The sequence below is a fragment of the Sporosarcina sp. SAFN-015 genome, assembly GCF_051966875.1.
GTDB lineage: Bacteria > Bacillota > Bacilli > Bacillales_A > Planococcaceae > Sporosarcina.
Genome location: NZ_JBQCKP010000001.1, coordinates 608,167 through 629,063 on the forward strand (window position 1 = coordinate 608,167; position 20,897 = coordinate 629,063).

General features: G+C 43.4%; 20 protein-coding genes. 11 read left to right on the top strand and 9 right to left on the bottom strand.

Features of this window, described 5'->3' with window-relative positions; all coding sequences use genetic code 11:
- Positions 1–61: 61 nt before the first annotated feature.
- The 7 genes from ACTHPA_RS02895 (at position 62) to ACTHPA_RS02925 (ending at position 6,298) form a co-directional block, all read left to right on the top strand.
- Positions 62–949, top strand: coding sequence for an EamA family transporter (locus tag ACTHPA_RS02895; RefSeq protein ID WP_440498555.1), 888 nt, complete (start codon positions 62–64; stop codon positions 947–949).
- 124 nt (positions 950–1,073) lie between these two features.
- A complete protein-coding gene (locus ACTHPA_RS02900; protein ID WP_440498556.1) occupies positions 1,074–1,604 on the top strand; it encodes an RNA polymerase sigma factor in 531 nt (176 codons plus the stop codon).
- Positions 1,601–2,335: a hypothetical protein gene (locus tag ACTHPA_RS02905; RefSeq protein WP_440498557.1), complete on the top strand. Its 735-nt coding sequence runs from the start codon at positions 1,601–1,603 to the stop codon at positions 2,333–2,335. The genes ACTHPA_RS02900 and ACTHPA_RS02905 overlap by 4 nt, the downstream gene beginning before the upstream one ends.
- Before the next feature lie 262 nt (positions 2,336–2,597).
- The gene (locus ACTHPA_RS02910; RefSeq protein WP_440498558.1) at positions 2,598–2,957 is read left to right on the top strand and encodes a hypothetical protein; all 360 of its coding nucleotides are present in this window, start codon (positions 2,598–2,600) and stop codon (positions 2,955–2,957) included.
- Between the two features lie 65 nt (positions 2,958–3,022).
- Entirely contained in the window at positions 3,023–4,213 is a 1,191-nt protein-coding gene (locus ACTHPA_RS02915) for an alanyl-tRNA editing protein (RefSeq protein WP_440498559.1), read from the top strand.
- A gap of 152 nt (positions 4,214–4,365) precedes the next feature.
- A complete protein-coding gene (locus ACTHPA_RS02920) occupies positions 4,366–5,583 on the top strand; it encodes a glycosyltransferase (RefSeq protein WP_440498560.1) in 1,218 nt (405 codons plus the stop codon).
- A complete protein-coding gene (locus ACTHPA_RS02925; RefSeq protein WP_440498561.1) occupies positions 5,552–6,298 on the top strand; it encodes an HAD-IIB family hydrolase in 747 nt (248 codons plus the stop codon). Before ACTHPA_RS02920 ends, ACTHPA_RS02925 begins: the two co-directional genes overlap by 32 nt.
- 106 nt (positions 6,299–6,404) lie before the next feature.
- Here ACTHPA_RS02925 and proS read toward each other — a convergent pair whose 3' ends face one another.
- Complete coding sequence (gene proS / locus ACTHPA_RS02930; RefSeq protein ID WP_440498562.1) at positions 6,405–7,841, bottom strand: proline--tRNA ligase; 1,437 nt, start codon at positions 7,839–7,841, stop codon at positions 6,405–6,407.
- Between the two features lie 386 nt (positions 7,842–8,227).
- Here proS and ACTHPA_RS02935 point away from each other — a divergent pair, with 386 nt between their 5' ends.
- Positions 8,228–8,566, top strand: coding sequence for a zinc ribbon domain-containing protein YjdM (locus ACTHPA_RS02935; protein WP_440498563.1), 339 nt, complete (start codon positions 8,228–8,230; stop codon positions 8,564–8,566).
- A 203-nt stretch (positions 8,567–8,769) separates the two neighbouring features.
- Here the strand turns inward: ACTHPA_RS02935 and ACTHPA_RS02940 are convergent, their stop codons facing one another.
- Positions 8,770–10,446 carry a methyl-accepting chemotaxis protein gene (locus ACTHPA_RS02940; protein ID WP_440498564.1) on the bottom strand — a complete coding sequence of 559 codons (1,677 nt, stop codon included), beginning with the start codon at positions 10,444–10,446 and terminating at the stop codon, positions 8,770–8,772.
- 150 nt (positions 10,447–10,596) lie between these two features.
- On the bottom strand, positions 10,597–11,445 hold the full coding sequence (locus ACTHPA_RS02945) for a cytochrome c oxidase assembly protein (RefSeq protein ID WP_440498565.1): 849 nt from the start codon (positions 11,443–11,445) through the stop codon (positions 10,597–10,599).
- Positions 11,446–11,605: 160 nt separating this feature from the next.
- Between ACTHPA_RS02945 and ACTHPA_RS02950 the strand changes: the two genes are divergently transcribed.
- Complete coding sequence (locus tag ACTHPA_RS02950) at positions 11,606–12,034, top strand: GatB/YqeY domain-containing protein (RefSeq protein ID WP_440498566.1); 429 nt, start codon at positions 11,606–11,608, stop codon at positions 12,032–12,034.
- A 43-nt stretch (positions 12,035–12,077) separates the two neighbouring features.
- Here the strand turns inward: ACTHPA_RS02950 and ACTHPA_RS02955 are convergent, their stop codons facing one another.
- The 6 genes from ACTHPA_RS02955 to norA all read right to left on the bottom strand — a co-directional run bounded on the left by ACTHPA_RS02955 (position 12,078) and on the right by norA (position 17,975).
- Complete coding sequence (locus ACTHPA_RS02955) at positions 12,078–14,489, bottom strand: heavy metal translocating P-type ATPase (protein ID WP_440498567.1); 2,412 nt, start codon at positions 14,487–14,489, stop codon at positions 12,078–12,080.
- Positions 14,490–14,608: 119 nt separating this feature from the next.
- A complete protein-coding gene (gene copZ, locus ACTHPA_RS02960) occupies positions 14,609–14,809 on the bottom strand; it encodes a copper chaperone CopZ (protein ID WP_440498568.1) in 201 nt (66 codons plus the stop codon).
- A 75-nt stretch (positions 14,810–14,884) separates the two neighbouring features.
- Entirely contained in the window at positions 14,885–15,172 is a 288-nt protein-coding gene (locus ACTHPA_RS02965; protein ID WP_041072599.1) for a metal-sensitive transcriptional regulator, read from the bottom strand.
- Between the two features lie 120 nt (positions 15,173–15,292).
- Complete coding sequence (locus ACTHPA_RS02970) at positions 15,293–16,243, bottom strand: cation diffusion facilitator family transporter (RefSeq protein ID WP_440498569.1); 951 nt, start codon at positions 16,241–16,243, stop codon at positions 15,293–15,295.
- A gap of 21 nt (positions 16,244–16,264) precedes the next feature.
- The gene (locus ACTHPA_RS02975) at positions 16,265–16,600 is read right to left on the bottom strand and encodes an ArsR/SmtB family transcription factor (RefSeq protein ID WP_440498570.1); all 336 of its coding nucleotides are present in this window, start codon (positions 16,598–16,600) and stop codon (positions 16,265–16,267) included.
- Between the two features lie 211 nt (positions 16,601–16,811).
- A complete protein-coding gene (gene norA / locus ACTHPA_RS02980; RefSeq protein WP_440498571.1) occupies positions 16,812–17,975 on the bottom strand; it encodes a multidrug efflux MFS transporter NorA in 1,164 nt (387 codons plus the stop codon).
- 522 nt (positions 17,976–18,497) lie between these two features.
- Between norA and ACTHPA_RS02985 the strand changes: the two genes are divergently transcribed.
- Positions 18,498–19,952 carry an Msr family ABC-F type ribosomal protection protein gene (locus ACTHPA_RS02985; protein WP_440498572.1) on the top strand — a complete coding sequence of 485 codons (1,455 nt, stop codon included), beginning with the start codon at positions 18,498–18,500 and terminating at the stop codon, positions 19,950–19,952.
- 317 nt (positions 19,953–20,269) lie between these two features.
- Positions 20,270–20,782 carry a methylated-DNA--[protein]-cysteine S-methyltransferase gene (locus ACTHPA_RS02990; RefSeq protein WP_440498573.1) on the top strand — a complete coding sequence of 171 codons (513 nt, stop codon included), beginning with the start codon at positions 20,270–20,272 and terminating at the stop codon, positions 20,780–20,782.
- The last annotated feature ends 115 nt before the right edge of the window (positions 20,783–20,897 follow it).

Below are 20,897 nucleotides of genomic sequence, written 5' to 3' on the forward strand. Positions count from 1 at the left end.
GTCTGTCCCCCCTGTTATTTCCTGTCCATGTTATACTATTGCGTGGACTGGAGGATGTATGATGAAACCTTGGATGTATCCGCTGTTCGTTATTCTTGGAGCGTGCAGTTATGGAATTCTTTCTACGATCATTAAATTGGCCATTGCGGATGGGTATACAGCACCCCAGGCCGTGACAAGCCAATACTATAGCGGCTTTCTATTAGCCGCACTCATTTATCTTGTTGTCCGTCGAAAGCTTCCAAAGTTCGGCGGTGGTTTTACGCTTGTAATTGCCGGTACACTAACAGCAATCACAGGAACAGTTTATGGGAAAGCCGTCAGTTTAATGCCCGCTTCCCTCGCTGTCGTCATGCTTTTCCAATTCACTTGGATTGGCATGCTTTTCGACTGCATCGCTCGACGACGCCTGCCGAAGCGAATTGAAGTCATTTCATTACTATTTTTATTCGGAGGGACAGTTTTTGCAGCAGGCGTGCTTGATGCAGATCTTAGCGGCATTCCGTGGCAAGGATGGGCTTGGGGAATGGCTGCGGCTGTCAGCTTCTCTGCATTCCTCATGGTGAATCAACGTCAAGTAGAGGGGATGGACATGCTGACAAGATTACTATTCATGTCCTTCTTCGCCGCCCTAGCTATCACTTTTTTCCAAGAGCCTCAGATTATCTGGGACGGTACATTGGTAAAAGGCTTATGGGTATACGGCTTGATTTTAGGAGTGTTCGGCATTATCTTGCCAATTCTTTTATTCTCTATCGGCATTCCAAAAGTGGGTACGGGAACGGCATCGATTCTTAGCGCGATCGAGCTGCCGGTTGCCGTCACTGTGTCGATGCTTTTATTGCATGAGCATATGACCCTTTTGCAACTGGGAGGCATTGTGATTATCTTAGTCGGCATGACATTGCCTAGCGTCGCCAACCGAAAAATACGATTAAAAAGCGCTTAAGGCTGTTTCCACATCACTTGGATAAGTGGTGTGGTTTTTTTATTGTGACGAAAACTTTTCGGCAATGCTGAGGGTATATATAGTGAGAGCGACAAATTCGGTTGTTCTGAAAGGAGTGTGCCGCGTGCAGCAGGAAAAGTGGGTTCAAAAATTACGGACAGGTGATCAGGCCGCTTTTCGGCAATTTTATGAAACATATGCAGGTGCGGCAATTCGGACGGCGAGCGCCATTACCCGCAATCGTGAAATGGCGAAGGACGCAGTGCAAGAAACATTCATCCGAGTATATCGCCAAATCGATAGCTTCAATCCCTCTTTGCCTTTCGATCCATGGTTTTATCGAATTTTGACGAATGAATGTCTTCGTTTACTGAAAAAAGAGTCCCCTCTTTCAAATATCGAGACAATTGAGAACGACCCTTCCCTTGCGGAGAATTCCTTCGATCAATTGGCGGAGCTTTACGATATCATTCAAGCATTGGACGACTCACACCGTATTCCGCTTATCTTGAAGTATATTAAAGGGTTTTCCGAAAAAGAGATTGCGGACATTTTAGAGTTGAATCAGAACACAGTCAAGTCGCGATTATTCAAAGGAAGAAAGCGGTTGAAGGAGCAGCTGGATTCTACTCGAGAGGAGGATATGCCGCGATGAGCAAATTTGACGAGCAGATAAAGAGGGAGCTTGAAAAACATACCGATGGAGACGTACATGAACTGAAAGACAGTATTTGGAATGAAATTAACAAGGAATTATTCGAAGGGGGACGGAAAGAAGTGAAACGGAAGAAGAGATGGATTCCCACATTGCTTATCGCAGCGGCGGCACTTGTTTTGGCATTCACCTTGCAGACCGAGCCCGGTTTGGCGTTAATGAAAGGTATCAAGGATATGTTCGCCCCTGAAAAGGAGATCATTCAAAGCATTGAGGGGCAGGACGAGCCGACAGAAGTCCATTTGAATGAAGGAAAAGATTCCGAGTATATCATTTATGTGGATGAGTCTCGTTATAAAATGATCAAAGGAGAAGAATCAGATGTCATTACGACAATTGAACCTCTCCCTGAGAAATATCCGGAAGTGAGCATGGAAATTAAACAATATCCTTCCGACAAGCCAGAAACGCTTGTGCAAGAGATTGAGGAGAAATTGAAAGTCGATTTCCCCGATTTGCGGGATATTGAAACCGTTTCGGAGCCGGTGGAAGGCTTTTGGTTGCACGGTCTTACCGAATCGACGTGGGACGGAAAAGTCATCGATGTGTACGTCATCAGCAACGGCAAAGATGGGAGCTTTGTCATTACCGAAAAGTATTTCCTTGAAGCTGCGGAAGGTCACGGCGCAAGGTTTTATCATATGCTGCAGAGCTTTGAAATTATCGATTGAACGGAGTTTTACAGTGTCAGCCTGATTGAAAACGCTTGCCAGCCTAGGCGCGAAGTGGAGTGAAGACGCGAATAGAACTAAAGTTCATGAGCAACGAGCGACACGAGCAACAACGGATGCGAGCGTTTGTCAACAGGCTAAGGGGGGGAGCCTATACTCCCCCTTTTTTAGTTTAGGTATAAAAGTAGATTCGCCACCTTTTATGCATATGTTATAAGAATATAGGGTATAGATTGATAAGAAGAGTGTTAGGGGGTTAGACATGGACATTTTTATGATTGTCATCGATACGCTAATCGTTGTACTATATATAACGCTGATTGCCTTCATCACACCATTTACAATGAGATTCTTCAAAAGAAGGCAATTTGATATTTTTATTCAACTATTGCCTATCTGCTCTATTGTTTTTGTAAGCAGCATTCTCATTTCCATAGGACTAGGCGGATTCAAAGAGATGCTATTCTTTCAGATAACGAGCATTATTTCACTAGTTCTATTAGGATTCCTATTGTTCCTAACTTTGGCGATGAGGGCGCTATGGAAAGACAAATACGATTTATTAGTTGAAAGGATCCTTTCCTTTCGGGAAAAAAATGAACGGAGCTTCTCGCTGAAATAAGTGGGAAGCCTTTTTCTATTTGTTGTACACTACTAATAAAACTATTCTCGCTAGGAGACGGTACTATGTTAAAGGATCGTATGTATTATCAAAACGCCTATAAAAAGACTTTCACTGCACGCATCACCAAAAATGGAGCAGATTCAGAGGGGCGCCTGTATGTCGTATTAAGCAATACTGCATTTTATCCGACGGGTGGAGGACAGCCGCATGATACAGGCACTCTAGATGGCATTCGTGTAATCGATGTGGAGGAAGTCGACGGTGAAATCTACCATTTCCTTGAAGAGGAGCTTCAGTCTAACAAAGATGTGGAAGGGGCTATCGATTGGGAACGTCGTTTGGATCATATTCAGCAGCACACGGGGCAACATATTTTGACAGCGGCTTTTGTTCAACTGTTCGGATTTCAGACCATCAGTTTTCATCTTGGCAAAGAGCTTGTTTCCATTGATTTGGACGTAGAAAACGTTACGATGGAGCAATTGGCTGCAGTGGAAAAACTTGCGAACGATATTATACTGGAGAATCGTCCAATTGAAACAAAATGGGTGACGGAGGACGAGCTTTCGGAGTTTTCATTGCGAAAGCAATTGTCCGTAACGGATGAAATTAGGCTCGTTATTATACCGGATTTTGATACGAACGGCTGCGGAGGCACCCACCCGTCCTCTACTGGGCAAATCGGATTACTGAAAATACTTTCTACGGAAAAACAGAAGCGGAAAGTCCGCGTTCACTTCGTTTGCGGCGGCCGGGTATTGCAGCAGCTTCATCGTAAGCATGAGCAGTTGAATGCCGCCTCCAAGCTGCTGAGTGCGCCTGAAGATGGCATCAGCAATTCAATTGAACGACTTTTAGCTTCTCATCATTCATTGGAAAAATCATTGGAACAGGCTAAGGAAGATTTGCTTACTTTCGAGGCGAAACATCTATTGAACGATAGGAACGGCAATATATTAAGAGTTTCATTCACAGGTAGAACCGTGCAGGAGTTGCAAAAATTAGCGAGAATCATTGTAGCGGAAGATGATTCTGTCATCGTCCTCCTCGTTGCAGAAAATGAAGATCGCCTTCAGTTCGTTGCTGCTAAGGGTACGTCTGTCGGTCTTAGCATGAAACTAGTCTCCGCAGCGGCTTTGCCCCCTCTCAACGGAAAGGGCGGCGGAAATGATGCATTTGTGCAAGGCGGCGGCGAGCGAACAATGACTGCGGAAGAACTGCTGAATCTTATGGAAAATACAATTGCAAACTAATTGCTATGCAACTCCTCCCGATTTTTATAACCGGGAGGAGTTTATTATTTTATAAAGCTTAATAACTATCTTATGTTTACTATTTAACAGTCCGGGTACATAAAGACATTAGATACCATGATACTTCAGTTATCTTCGAAAGGGAGATTTATATGAAGAAAAAAATAGTATTCATTTCCGATCACGGCGATCCGCTTGCAACACTCGGCGGTGAGCAGGCAGGCGGGCAAAATAATTACGTAAAGCAATTGGCACTGTCATTGGATAAAAAAGGACATACAGTAGATGTCATTACGCATTGGGCGGATGCGAGTGATCCACAGATAGAAGAATTCGGTTCAAGATGCCGGGTAATCCGCGTGGCGGCCGGCGTGAAAGGCTATGTACCCAAAACCGAAATGTACAATATGCTCTTCGATTTTTATGATGAAATGCGATCTCTCATCGACTTGGCGTCTTATGACCTCATGCATACCCATTACTGGCTATCCGGCCTGCTCGGTGCAAAAGCGGCAGAGGATTATGGCATTCCCTGGGTTCACACTTCCCACTCATTGGGAGTTGCGAAAGAGCAAGCTACCGGCGTTCGGGAAGAAAAAAGAATGGCAGCCGAACAATTGATATTGCAGTTAGCCGACACAGTAGTCGCCACAACTGGATCTGAAAGAAAATTAATCAAAAACTTCGTTGAAGACCCTTCCCCTATTAAGGTCATTCCGATAGGAGTGGACAAGAGTTTCAAACCAACAATCCGGAAAGAAAAACAACAACCTTATTTCGCATTTGCCGGAAGGCTTGAAAAGACAAAAGGGATCTACACACTTCTCAATGCATATAGACTTTTAATGGAGCGGCACGAGCTTCCTCCATCAACGAAGCTTGTCATTGCGGGAGGAGATCCGGATACAATTGATCTTCAAAAAAAATTACCGACATGTCCGAAATTAAAAAAAGCGATCAATGGCCTCGAAAAACATGTAGAGTTTATCGGAGCCCGCTCCCAGAGACAATTAGCACAACTTTTCAATGAAGCAACTGCTGTCATCGTCCCTTCCACGTACGAATCATTCGGAATGGTCGCTGCAGAAGCGCAAGCGTGCGGCAGTCCTGTCATCGCCTCGAAAGTCGGCGGTTTACAGGATGTTGTCCGCCATCGGGAGACGGGACTCCATATCGAAAAGGAAAATCAAGAGCATTTGGCATTCGCCATGAAGCTTATTGCAGTGAACCGAGAATTTGCCCGTTCCCTCGGACGGCGCGCCGCTGCCTATGCACGCAGGGAATTCGATTGGTACACTGTCGCCAAGAAAATGGATGGATTGTATGAGGTGGTTATGTTTGAAGAACAAGAAGTACTTGCTAGCGACTGACTTGGATGGAACATTTGTAGGCGATGAAGAAGCGCTTGGGAGACTGCTTCGATTCTTTGACAGCTCTTCAGATGAAGTGGCGCTCGTCTATGTAACGGGGAGGCATTTGTCCTCGTCTCATTCCCTTATGAAGGAAGAGGGTTTGCCAACACCCGATTTGCTTATAACAGATGTTGGTACGTCTATTTATCACTCTGAAAAGTTGGTCGAAGATTTATATTGGAAAGAGCGTATGCAGAAAGATTGGCAGGCCGATAAAATTGTAGAAATTGCCGCCAACTTTCCGATGTTGAATAGGCAGGAGCTGCCCGATGATCAGCGCATCTCCTTCACTGTGGAGGAAAGTTTAGAAGCGGTGAATGAATTCAAGGAAGCTCTCGTGGACGCATCGATTGCTCATACGTTCATTTTCAGTTCTAATCGGGACATCGACGTACTTCCATTAGAAGCAGGTAAAGGGAATGCTTTGGAATATGCACTCAACCGGTATGCGATGGAGGGCGTACAATTGCTCATTGCAGGCGATTCAGGCAATGACCGGGACATGCTGTCGCTCGGCCACCCTTCCGTCATCGTCGGCAATGCCCAGCCGGAATTGCTGGAAATGGAACCGTGTGAGACTCTCTTTCGCGCTAATGAAAACTGCGCAGGCGGCATCCACGAAGCATGGTTGCATTTTTATGGAGATAATGACGGACGGGAGTCGTTCGCTTGAGTTACCACCGAATCGTTACGGTATTATCTCCACATTAAAACGAACCAACACGAAACGAAAAGGCTGCCTCCCTATGAAGGGATGGCAGCCTAATTGATGCAACAAATCAATACGCTCTTGCAAACCAAACAGTATGCTTCGCGTCTTTTCCACAATTAATGCAAGTCGACTTTTCAGCCGGTGGATTGAATGGGATATTGCGTGTCGTGAACTTCGTTTCTTCCTTCACTTGCTCCTCGCACGCGTCATCGCCACACCAGCCGGCAAGGATCCAACCAGGGATTTCTCCTTTTTCTGCTGAATCAGCGATATGTTTCTTCAAATCAGCAATTGTGTCGATATGCGTGTGGGAATGCTCTGCACGGAATACGCGCGCCTTTTCAAGTAGACGTGTCTGCATCGTTTGCAATTCCTGTTCAATACTTTCAACGATATTCGCCAAGTCAACAGCGACTTTGTCACCTTCATCACGCGCTTTCATGAGCGCCTGATTGTTTTCCAAATCACGTGGCCCTAATTCAACACGGACCGGTACACCTTTTAGCTCCCACTCGTTGAACTTGAAGCCTGGTGACTGATCGGAATCATCTAGACGCACACGGATGCCTTTCGCTTTCAGCTGTGCAAATAGTTCTTCCAACTTCTCCATAATGGCAGGGTTCTTCTTCCAAGGACCGACCGGAATCAAAACAACTTGCGTCGGTGCGATGCGTGGCGGCAGTACAAGCCCTTGCTCGTCTCCGTGCACCATAATGACGGAACCGATCAAACGAGTCGACGTTCCCCATGAAGTCGTGTGGACGAATTCATGACGGTTTTCCTTCGTCAAATATTTGATGTCGAATGCTTCCGCAAATTTCGTACCTAAATAATGGGAAGTCCCTGCTTGAACCGCTTTCCCGTCCTTCATCATCGCTTCGATCGAATACGTGTCGACAGCGCCAGCGAAACGTTCAGAAGGCGTTTTTTGTCCGTCATAAACAGGAATCGCCAATAGATCTTCCACAACTTCTTTATAAATATTCAACATTTGCATCGTTTCTTCGCGTGCCTCTTCTTCATTTGCATGCGCCGTGTGCCCTTCCTGCCATAGAAACTCAGAAGTACGAATGAAAGGCAGTGTTTTCTTCTCCCAACGGAAAACGTTCGCCCATTGGTTGATCAACACAGGTAGATCACGATAGCTCTTGATCCAATCAGAATACAAATGGCCGATCATCGTTTCGGAAGTCGGACGCAACGCAAGGCGCTCTTCTAATTTCTCGCCCGCCGCTTCCGTTACCCATGGAAGTTCAGGAGAAAACCCTTCAATATGATCCTTCTCTTTTTGGAAGAATGATTCAGGAATCAACATCGGGAAGTACGCATTGCGGTGGCCTGTCTCCTTGAAACGTCTATTCATTTCCTCTTGAATATGCTCCCAAATTTCAAAACCATCCGGTTTAAATGCGATACATCCGCGGACAGGCGTATAATCCATCAAATCCGCCTTCTGGATCGTGTCGATATACCATTTTGAAAAATCGTTTTGCTGATTACTCACAATAATTTCCTCCCTATGCATAATAAAAAGCGCAAAGCTGTCCTAATATAAGGACGTCTTTGCGCTGGATAGACGTGGTACCACCTTCATTCGGCCTAGCGACGCTAAGCCCTCGAACGTTTTGTAACGAAAACGACCCGGTCATGTTTGCATGACATCTCCGTGGTAGGGTTCAATGAAAAGCGGTGGTACGACTCTCAGCAAGTTGCCATACTTTCTGTTTCACAATTTCCATTTACTTGGCCACATCTACGATTCCATATTGCTTATAATATAGCAAATACTTGAGATTTATACAAATACAGTTTTGTTTTCTCTTGCGGGCTTGGATTAATCCTATTCTCTGCTATAGTATGATTGATACTAATGGATGGAGGAATATCGATATGAGCAATTTACCAAACTGCCCGAAATGTAATTCGGAATACACATATGAAGATGGAAATCTGTTCGTTTGCCCTGAATGCGCCCATGAGTGGACATTGGAATCTCAAGAGGCGGAAGCTGAAGCCGCTGTTGTCAAGGATGCGAACGGCAATGTCTTGAACGACGGCGATACTGTTACTGTCATCAAGGATTTGAAAGTGAAGGGCAGCTCAAATGTCGTCAAAATGGGTACAAAGGTGAAAAACATCAAGTTAGTCGAAGGCGATCACGATATTGATTGTAAAATTGACGGTTTCGGCGCGATGCAGTTGAAATCGGAGTTTGTGAAGAAGATATAAAACAATAAGCTATTAGTGATCCAAAGGTCACAAAGTGACAATAACTTTTGGGAAATGATCGATATTTGTTAGGAAATGAACGATAAGTTTGTGAAATTGATCGATAACCGTTGTGAAATGATCGATAAGTTTGCGTTACCGTCAAAAACAAACAGGGCTGTCCAACATACTTTTGGACAGCCCTTTTCTTATGACATGCTAGCTTACAATTTAAATTGAAGCACATTTCGATTAAGCTCTTCAGCGTATTTCGCCAATTGCTCAGAGCTCATTGCCACTTCTTCCATCGAGCTGTTTGTTTGTTGAGTCGACGCAGATGTTTGTTCAACGCCTGCGGATGTCTCCTCAGTAATGGCAGCGATTTCTTCAACCGAGCTCCGCATTTCCTGACTGCGGGAAACCATCTCCGACAAGTTGCTCGAAATCATTGTTATATGCGATGCCACTTCAGTCACAGCATCGTTAATATCATTGAACGTTTGGCTCGTCTGTGTAATTTGTTCTGTCCCTTTCTCGACTTCCTCATATCCTTCCAATAGGGATGCTGCCACAGAACTGGATTCTGATTGGATGTCGCCTACGATTTTCGTAATGTCGGTAACGGAAAGTGAAACCTGCTCTGCCAAGTTCCTTACTTCTTCGGCTACAACCGCGAAACCTTTGCCATGTTCGCCTGCTCTTGCTGCTTCGATAGCTGCATTTAGAGCCAACAAGTTCGTTTGATCGGCGATATCTTTAATGACAACAACCAATTTTGATATTTCTTGTGACTGGGCGTCCAAGCCTTGAATTTTTTCTACAGAGGATTGTACGATTTTATCGATTCTGCTCATTTGTTCATTGGACAGATTCATTAAGCGACGACCTTCTGACGTCATATCCAACACTTGTGTTGAAGCAACTTGAATATGTCCACCCTTTTCATCCGCCTCTTCCACACGATGAACGAATGAATCCATCAAGTCAGATAGATGGCTCGCCTGTGTCGCTTGCGACTCCGCACCTTCCGCCAGATCATACATCGTCATCGCAACTTGATCGGTAGCGGCTTTCACCTCGGTGGCAGATTGCGTCAACTCTTCACTTTGGGCTGATACGGATGCCGATATGCCATTAATCGTATTCAATAAACTACGTGTATTTTCGCTCATCTCATTTGCAGCAAGGACAAGCTGGCCAACTTCATCCTTCGATTTTGTTTTCATATTGTCGCCGCTTAAATCACCTTTAGCCATTTCCAGCATGCGATTCATTACCATTTTGATTGGTTTTGTAATTTGATCTGCAGTGAATAATGCAGCTGCAATACTTAATATGATGACTATAATCGTCACCGCACTTACGATTTTGAATGTCAATTCCCCGCCCGCGATAATTTCCGCTTCTGCTGCATTAATATTCGCTTCATAATCTGCTGCCAGTTTTTCATAGCCTGTCATAATTTCACGAACCAACGGGGTGGAATCCTCCAGGTTTTTGAGAGCCCGCTCCTTGTTGCCTTTGTCATACTCAGCAAATACTTCCTCAGTTATGAACGTTCTCCATTCAACTGTTTGTTCAATGAGCTTATCGAATTCATCGGTCTCCTGTATATCACGGATTATCTTTTCATTTTTCATTCCATGCTCGCTGTACTCATTGAATCTTTCTTTAAAATCTCCTCCGTATAATACATACCCACGAGCCGTTGAAATACGATTAGCCATCGTCAACGCCATCTGTTCATGGGCAATTAATAATGGGAGCTCCTTATCTACAATATTCCTTGCTTCATTGTTACTTTTTAACACTACTGAAATATTATAAATGCCATACATAAGCACTAATAAAATCACTAATGAAAAAGAAAACAATAATTTTCTCTTTATTGTCTTAAACATACTTTACATCTCCTATTATTATTTTATATCCCCCTACAGGCACGTTTAGTAATATCGGTTAGATTGACCGATTATAAAATAATTAATTAATAAAAATAGCAAGCCTCTTCCGAATAAACCGGTGGGAGGCTTGCTGAATTAAGATATTGATTATGTCAGCTTATAACTTTCATTCGTCTCAGATTTCAGTGAAGGATCAACTATTTTATCCTGCAGCGAAAGCGTCCCGACCAATCCAAGCTTATGCAGTCCCATCATGACGATCCCTGCCATGAACTGATCATACTTCGTGTTGAATGGAGGGGGGAGCACTGTAATAGCATTTGATGTACCTGGTATACAAAGATGAGCGGTCAGTTGTGTAAATAAAGGATTTTCTATCCCCCCGATAAAGGCGGCCACTATGAAAAAGAGACACGCTGGCATTAACACATACCCACTTGTCATTGCATACCGCTTCATCTCTTGCCTACAAAGCTGTCGCTTGGAATCCGGTGAGGCGATAGGCGACCACATGGTGAAAGAAAGAGAAAATAAAATCGTTATATATCCATTTTGCAAGAGGGATGTTGTTGAAAGAAATGTGAGGATGAAAGGCAAATGGTATAGAAATAATAACACTGCAAATATATAGAGAGCTATTTTTGGAGGGACCTTACATTTTTTTATCCACCGTGGCTTTGGAAGTTCAATCGCTTTTATGAAGAGACGCTCAGGAATGCCCAGCAAAAGAAGTGGCGGAATGATGAAGTATAAAATGCTCATCTGAATCATGTGCAAACTGAACGAGAGGTGGCTAATGACAGCAAATGGGCTGCCGATCGTAAAGTAAAATAGAAGGAATCCGAGGAGAAAAAGAAAGGTCTGTTTATTACCCAATACCATTTTAGAATAGCGTTGCACTAAAAACAGATAACAACAAGCTAGACAGATAAGAACGGCCAGTAACGATAAATCCCATGGCGATTGACCATCAAGAAATAGTCTAATATCCAGCAAGACGTACCTCCCTTTTTCAGGCCTTACGTTCATTGTATGTTTTTCCGGAGGGATTAACACTGTCACTTCAGTTGCTTATCGGGAGTGCGTTATTTATAATTATTAAACAAAATCGAATGGGTTGGATGCATTTGATGAATGGAAAGAGGCGATTTGAACGATGTTAAAAACAACTGTGTTCGAACAACTGAAGAAGGCTATGAAAGAGAAAGATGTACTTTCCAAAGGGGTGCTGACACTTTTGAAGTCCGCACTTGATATGGCTGAAAAAGAGAAGGGCTCCGCTCTGACAGAAGAAGAGGAAGTCGCAATCGTTAACCGCGAAATCAAGCAGACGAATCAAGCATTGGAAGGTGCAGAAAAAGCTCAACGCGATGATTTGATTGAACAAGAGAAGGCGAAATTGACATTGCTGAAATCATTCTTGCCAAAACAGTTAAGCGAGGACGAAGTGAAGGCGCTGCTAACAGAAGCTGGAGTTGTTCAAGGAATGAATATGGGGGACGCGATGAAAATCGCAAAACCGCTCCTTGCAGGCAAAACGGACGGTGCAACGATGTCGAAAGCTGTAAAAAGTCTCATTCAGTAATAAATATAGCCCATCCGTTATTGGATGGGCTTTACATATGCTGTTACAGTTTTACTCGTTGAAGTCTAAGTGCATTCAGTACAACCGATACCGAGCTGAATGCCATTGCTGCACCAGCTACCCAAGGGGCTAGAAGGCCGATTGCTGCAACAGGTATGCCGATCGTGTTGTAGAAGAAGGCGAAGAACAAGTTTTGCTTTATGTTGCGCATCGTTTTCCGGCTCATGATAAATGCATCGGCAACACTATTCAGATCGCCACGCATTAACGTAATGTCTGCCGCTTCTATCGCAATATCCGTCCCTGTGCCAACAGCCATCCCGATATCTGCCATAGCAAGCGCCGGTGCGTCATTGATACCGTCTCCGACCATTGCGACTTTCTTCCCTTGAGCTTGCAACTCCTTGATTTTATCGCTTTTTTGGTCAGGAAGAACCTCTGCGATAATATGCGTCAAGCCGACTTGCCGCCCGATTGCTTCAGCAGTTTGCTGATTGTCCCCCGTTAACATAATGACGTCTAGACCAAGCTCCTGCATTCTTTGGATCGCCTCTTTGGACGTTTCTTTTACCGTGTCCGCAACGGCAACGACACCCGCAAGCTTCTCATCGATCGCGATGAGCATCGCCGTTTTCCCTTCGTTCTCCATTTTCTCCATAGTCGCTTCAATATTATCGAGAGCTATATTTCGGCTTAGCATTAGTTTCCGAGTACCCGCAAGCACGTGCTTGCCAGCAACTTCCGCTTCGATTCCATATCCAGGAAGCGCATTGAAAGATTCCACTTCAATCAGTTCAACACCTTGTCCTTTGACGCCTGTTACGATCGCCTGCGCCAATGGGTGCTCAGATTGATTTTCAGCCGAGGCGACCAATTGAAATACGTCCTTATCTGTAAAGCCATCAACAACGATTGCATCCGTCAATGCAGGTTGACCTTTTGTAACTGTTCCCGTCTTATCCAATACAACCGTGTCGATGGAGCGTGTATTTTCAAGATGCTCGCCGCCTTTAAAAAGCAAGCCCATTTCAGCCGCTCGACCTGAACCTGCCATGATCGATGTCGGTGTTGCTAAACCGAGCGCACACGGACAGGCAATGACGAGAATCGAGATAGTCGGGATAAGCGCTGCTCTAAAATCGCCAGGCGTAACGGCAAAATACCAAATCAAGAATGTCAAAATTGCAATTCCGACAACAATCGGAACGAAAATACCCGATATTTTATCCGCCAACCGTTGAATTTCCGCTTTGGATCCTTGCGCTTCCTCAACAACTTTAACGATTTGCGATAACGCGCTATCTCTTCCGACTTTCGTCGCCTTAATTTGCAACGAACCATTTTTATTGATTGTCGCTCCAATGACGGAATTTCCAGGTACTTTGTCGACAGGAATACTTTCTCCTGTAATCATCGATTCATCGATTGCCGACTGTCCGGAAATGATTTCTCCGTCAACCGGTATTTTTTCGCCCGGTTTAACGAGAATAATGTCACCAGCAACTACTTCTTCGATTGGAACTTCTTTTTCAACGCCATCTTTTAAGACGCGCGCTGTTTTTGCTTGCAATCCGAGTAGCTTTTGAATAGCTTGGCTCGTTTTTCCTTTCGCTCTCACTTCAAACAATTTACCGAGGACGATCAAAGTAATAATGACTGCAGATGCTTCAAAGTAAAGTTCCGGCTCTCCGACACTTCCCGCAGCCATCCACTCAAACGATAAATATAAACTGTAGAAATAAGCTGCACTTGTACCGAGTGCCACTAAGACGTCCATATTGGCGCTTTTATTTCGTAAGGACGTAAAGGCACCTTTGTAGAACGCTGCACCGACGACGAATTGGACGGGCGTCGCTAAAGCTAGCTGCACCCAAGGGTTCATGAGAAATCCAGGCAAGTAGAGGAACGATAAAAATTCGAAATGTGCCACCATCGTCCATAATAACGGAAGTGTTAAAATCACTGAGAGAATAAACTTCCGGTATTGCTTCTTGATTTCCTGTTCTTTATGATCCAGCTTTTCTTGGCCATCGCTTTTCGGAATCAACTCATAGCCCATTTTCTTAACAGTTGATATCATTTCATTCGGGCTCGTTTGACCTTGATTATAATCTACGGTGAGTGTTTCAAGCGCAAAGTTGACCGCAGCCTTTGAAACACCATCCATTTTATTAATTCGCTTTTCGATTTTCGTCGCACATGCTGAGCATGTCATGCCAGAAATATCGAACTCTGCTTTATCTTGAATGACGCCATACCCTAATTTCTCGATTCGTGAGGTAAAGTCATCAATATTCGCTTTTTCAGGGTCGAACACGATTGTCGAACTTTCCATAGCGTAGTTGACATTCGCTTTTTCCACCCCTTCTATTTTCGATAACCCTTTCTCAATCCGGTTCGCGCATGCTGCACACGTCATCCCGTTGATCTTCAAGGTTGTTTCTGAAGTTGCCATTTGTATCCCTCCAATACATGGTGGGGGTATATATTTTTTAAAAAAGAAGGATTATACACTGTAGTATAATCTCTTCGTCCGCTGTATACCCCCACATGGTGTAAGCGGAATGCTTTCAATCAAGCGATATCGTAACCTTGATCTTCAATCGTTTCTTTAATCTGCTCTAAAGTTACTCCATTTTCAAACTCAACAGTCACTTCTTTGGTAGCTAAGTCCACTTTAACAGCAGAAACGCCGTTTAGCTCGCCGACGCTCGACTCGATTGAATTAACGCAATGACCACAAGACATGCCTTCTACTTTTAATACTTCTTTCATGATGAAAAACCTCCTATTTTGTTGTTAACCACAATATATTATACCCTATACCAGTATGTCAAGTTGAAAATCTTATTACTTTGTCATTGTTTTCATGACACTCATAAGTTCTTGGATCGCTGCCTCTCCATCTTGTCCTTTAATGGCATTGACGACACAGTGGTGTGTGTGGTCTTCCAATAATGCTAATGAAACCTTGTTCATTGCAGACTGAATCGCGCTAATTTGGTGTAGGATATCTACGCAATAACGGTCGTTTTCAATCATTTGGTGAACGCCTCTCACTTGCCCCTCAATTCGTTTCAATCGGTTTAACAACTGCTGCTTGTTCGGCTGTACAGTCTTTTTTGTCGTTTCTGACATATCAATCACCCCTCAGAGTTTCATGGATACCCCTTACCCCTATAATATCACTTACAAGTAGGAAGAGCAATGATATTGACACAACCTATAGAAGCTAACATATACCGCTCACTACTAACTTTAATGATGATGGTGGTGCCCTTCCGACGCTTCAGGTTTCACTTGGCATAAAATTGACTCGTCATGTTGATGGGCAGCGGTTTCCAACTGAATGGTCACATGATGGATATTTTGATGCAATAAAGCATGTTCTATACTACGCAGCAATTTTTCACTTTCTGCAATTGTCATTTGATCGTCAACGACCGCATGGCAGGAAAGTGCATTCAGACCACTCGTAATGGACCAAACGTGTAAATCATGTACACTATGGACACCTTCTGTATTGCGGATTGTGTAGATTATTTTATCCAAATCAACGTTGTGAGGCACTCCTTCCATCAACACATGCAAGCCTGATTTCGATACATAGTAACCGCTTCGCAAAACAAGAATGGCGACGATGATACTTGCCAATGGATCAGCCCATCCCCAATTGAAGAACATTATAAGCAAAGCCGCTGCAATTGCCCCGACTGAGCCTAACATATCACTTAAGACATGCAAATAAGCACCTTTCATATTCAAATTCTCTTCCACATCTCCACCGCGCATCATAATCCACGCAACTAAAATATTGACTGCCAGCCCGATGCTACTGACGATCAGCATGCCGGTCGTCGCAACTTCAGGCGGATTTGCAAAACGTTGAATCGCTTCGTAAAAAATGAACAAAGCGATAACAATCAATGTGACGCCATTTAATACTGCGGCTAAAATCTCAAATCGCTTATAACCGAATGTCTTGCTTTTGCTCGCTGCTTTTTCACCTAACTTAAACGCAATTAGCGCAATCGCTAACGAGATTGAATCGCTCAACATATGACCGGCATCCGCCAATAAGGCAAGACTGTTCGTCAAAAAACCGCCGATCGCTTCCACGACCATATAAGTAGTAATGATCAGGAAGGAAATCAATAATACTTTTTTATTTGCACCATGCGTATGGTCGTGTCCGTGATCATGACCCATTTAGATACCCCCTCCGCGTAATTAATTATGCGTGGCGTGTTCAATCGCCTGTCTCAATAAATTCATAACGTGATGATCATCTTCTGAGTAATAAATAGTTGTTCCTTCTCTTCTGAACTTAACTAACCGTAAATTTTTCAAAAAGCGCAATTGATGAGAGACAGATGATTGGCTTAAATTTAACGTTTCAGCAATATCGTTAACTGAATGCTCCTCTTTGCATAATAAATTTAAAATCCGAATTCTCGTTGGGTCACTCAACGCTTTAAACGTTTGGGATACAACAAATAGTGTTTCTTCATCTAAAAGTTGCTTATCTTCATCCAAAACCTGATCTGCGTGGTTCTCTTCACTCATTTTCATTCCCCCCAATACTGTATATATGAACATATGCTCATATACTATAACAAATGTTTTTATTTATCAAACCTAAAGCAGATTACCCCATAGTTTTATTTACATACCCTAAATAGGTATTGTTCTATGACATAGTAAATTCTCTTGATACATGTAAAAAAATATACAGGCGAAGGATTTTAAACCCCTTCACCCGTATATTTTTTATTGTCTATAGTGTTACATGCTTCGGCTTCTTCCAAAACAGCGCTAATACGGTCCCTAGCAATAGTACGATAGCTGCAAAATAATACGGGTAATCCAAATCGATGTCGAAAAGCTCTCCCCCAATAATGGGGCCAAATATTGTACCGATGCTCGTAAACGTCGAATTCATTCCTCCGACAAAACCTTGTTCATTTCCGGCTATTTTCGATAGATATGATGTAATCGCCGGACGCATCAAGTCGAATCCAACAAACAGAACGAATGTCGTCAATAAAATAGACAAATAGGAGCTGACAACGGTCATCAACACAACAAGAACTGTAGAAACCCCTAATGACAAACGGATTAGATTAATTTCCCCCATCCATTTTGTCAGACGATCAAACAGTGCCACTTGTGCAATCGCGCCGACTAACGCACTCCCTGTAATGACGATCGCAATGTCTTTTGGCGTGAAACTGAACTTATGATCGACAAAGAGGCTAAATAGCGATTCGAAGGCGGCAAGTCCAAATGATAAAACAAATATTAAAATGAACGCAATGAAATACATTGGGATAAAAATACGCCGCAGTCCAGTTTTTTGGCCGGTAATCGGTGCTTCCTCAGCCACTCGTTCTGGTTCTTTCAGAAGGATAATGGAAAGGATTGCAGCGAGTGCTCCAAGCACACCTGCTGAATAAAATGGCACCCGTGTACCGATTTCCGCTAAAAACCCGCCAAGCCCCGGTCCAATGATGAATCCCGTACTAATCGCAGCCGACATATAGCCAAGCGCCTTTGACCTGCTTGAGGCAGTCGTTATGTCCGCAATGAAAGCAGTTACGGCAGGCATAATAAAGGCCGCACTCACACCTCCAAGCATACGGGAAACAAAAAGGACTTCTACTGTTTTACCGATACCGAATAAAAACTCAGAAAATCCAAATATGAATAAACCAATGACAATCATAATTTTGCGCCCGTATTTATCTACCCACTGACCAGCAATCGGCGAGAAAATAAGTTGGGTAATCGCAAATGCGGCAACCATATATCCAACGACGGAGCCAGTGATCTTCAGTTCATTCATAATCGTCGGAAGAACTGGAATGACAAGCCCTATACCTAAAAAGGCGATAAAAAGGTTCATTAACAATATCGCCAATACTACATTTTTTCTTTTCATAGGAAATCTCCTCTAATTTTCTGCAAGGTGCCTTGCACCGAGACCGATGGGGTGTTTCACCTTTTGAAGATTATACCATCTTTACCTGAAAAGCTAGTAATTCATCGAATACCTATTTCTCGACAAAGTTTAATGAATCTTCAATTTTAGCTTTAAAGGTACCTGCATTTTTTGTCTCGATTGAAATTGACAATTCAAAAAGAACTCGATAAGATGAGATTAATTGAGAGGAGCGAACAATACATGGCATTTTTACAACTGTACTGATCCATATACATGAAGTAAATACCGATTTATACGGTTTATTTGCTATGTGTACGGTTTAGGTATGTTGTAGAAAACAAAGCGCTCTACGGGATATCCATGCCAATTTTCAAGTACACAGGGCGATCTGTGTACTTTTTTTATTGGAGGGGAAAACGATGATGACTTTATTATTTTATTGATATACGGGCTTAGATCTATAAGCTCGTATCGATTCCAGCTATCGATACGAAATCAAACATTTCGGAGGTAGCGAAAATGGAACAAATTTGTTTTGAATTAAAGAATATAGAAATGACTTATTTAGATAAAGAAATCCTTACAATTGAACATCTTGCTGTGCATCAGTTTGATCGCATTGGAATTGTCGGGCAAAACGGGGCTGGAAAAAGTACGCTTATCAAGCTGCTTGCAGGGGAAATCCAACCGACGAGAGGAAAAGTGTTGTGTCATAAGGAATACGGATATTTTCAACAGCTCGAGCCTGCATCCTCGATAGAGGCGGATCATGGGATGCTTGGCAGATTAGCTGTTCCGAACAACTCGGATCTACTTAGCGGAGGAGAGCAGACGAGGCTCAAGCTCGCACATTTGTTTACTCATTATCACGAAGCATTGTTAATCGACGAACCGACTACCCATTTGGACCGTGTCGGCATTTCATTTTTACTGGATGAACTACGCTATTATTATGGAGCCCTCGTTCTCATCAGCCATGATCGGGCTGTCTTAGACGAGCTGGTGACGACAATTTGGGAAGTGCACCAAGGGGAAGTACATGTCTATCAGGGAAATTACAGTGACTATAAAGCGCAAAAGCAGTTAGAACGTGTACAGCAACGCCAAGCGCACGAGCAGTTCTTGAAGGAAAAAAGCCGCCTGGAGCAAGCTGCGCAAGAAAAAATGAAAAAGGCTGAAAAAATTACACAAGCAACCAATATGTCGAAAAAGGAAGCTAAAGCGAAAGCAAATCGCATGTTTGAAACGAAATCGAAAGGCACGAGCCAAAAGGCCGTATATCGTGCAGCCAAAGCGATTGAGCAACGAATCGAAAATATGGAAAAAGTAGACGCGGTTGTAGAAGATAGACCTATCGTCTTCCGGCAGTCAAAAGCATTGGAATTGCATAACAAATTCCCGATAATGGCAGATCGTCTAACCCTTCAAGCTGGAGGGAAATTGTTATTGGACGATGTGAGCTTCCAACTGCCGCTTGGAAAAAAGATTGCGATCACCGGTGGAAATGGAGTTGGGAAAAGTTCATTGCTCAACTACATTGCAAAGGATGGAGAAAACCTTATCATTTCACCAAAGGCTAAAATCGGATACTTCCAACAGATGAGTTATCAATTTACCAGCAATGAAACAGTTCTTCAATTTTTGAGCAACCGATCTGATTATGATGAAGGTTTCTTGCGAAGCGTATTGCATGCGATGCAATTTACAGGAACGGATATTCAGAAGCATATGCAGTCTCTAAGTGGGGGCGAAGCAATCCGAATACAATTATGCCAATTGTTTTTAGGGGAATACAATATTTTATTGTTGGACGAACCGACGAACTTTTTGGATATCCATGCGCTTGATGCGTTGGAGCAATTTATACTGGCATATGAAGGGACAGTCGTCTTCGTCTCACATGATCAAACATTTATCGATCATGTGGCAGATATGCAGTATATGATCCATTCGCAAAAGATGAACTTGATGTAGCTGATAAGAGAGACTATCCGGAATGTCGATGACACAACTTTCTGTGGGAGTGGTTTTTTTGTGTGGGAGGTATTTTATGATCACTCGCCAGGTTTTATGAGCACTCACCGAGGTTTATGATCACTTATCAAGTTTTATGATCACTCACCAGGGTTTATGATCACTCACCGAGGTTTATGATCACTCGCCAGGTTTTATGAGCACTCACCGAGGTTTATGATCACTCACCGAGTTTTATAGGCATTTACACTATTGGAGATGACTAAAGAAATTTGAGGTATAATTACCGTAAGAAATAGAATGGGAGGAGGATAGACATGGAACAAAACAAGAGGAATATCGTTTACTGGACGCTATTGAATCATGGACAATGGAAACTATATTTGGCTGCGACAACTGAAGGGCTTTGCTACGCCGGTCCGCATGACGCTCCATTCGAAGAACTTGCCGCATGGTCGAAGAAACGACTTCCTACGTATAGTTTGGTAGAAGACAGTTCTATCTTGGAACCATATGCAGAAGAACTGATTGACTATATGGAAGGAAAACGGAAAGCATTCACAATGCCTTTGGATCTTCATGGTACTCCATTTCAACAATCTGTCTGGATGGCTTTACAAGAAATACCGTACGGTCAGACAGTTTCGTATTCTGATATTGCCGAAAGGATTCAAAATCCGAAGTCGGTGCGTGCAGTTGGCGCTGCAATCGGAGCCAATCCCCTGCTGATCACTGTCCCATGCCATCGCATCATCGGGAAAAACGGCAACCTAACCGGCTTTCGGGGTGGTTTGGAGATGAAAAAGCAATTGCTGGCGTTGGAACAATAATAGAGAAGAACAAATAACCTGCTGAGAGAGGACTACTCTGATGTGACCCCTAAAAGTTAGAGTTTTATATTACGCAGCTAGTTGGCTGGTGTGAAGACGGTATTGAACCGGACTC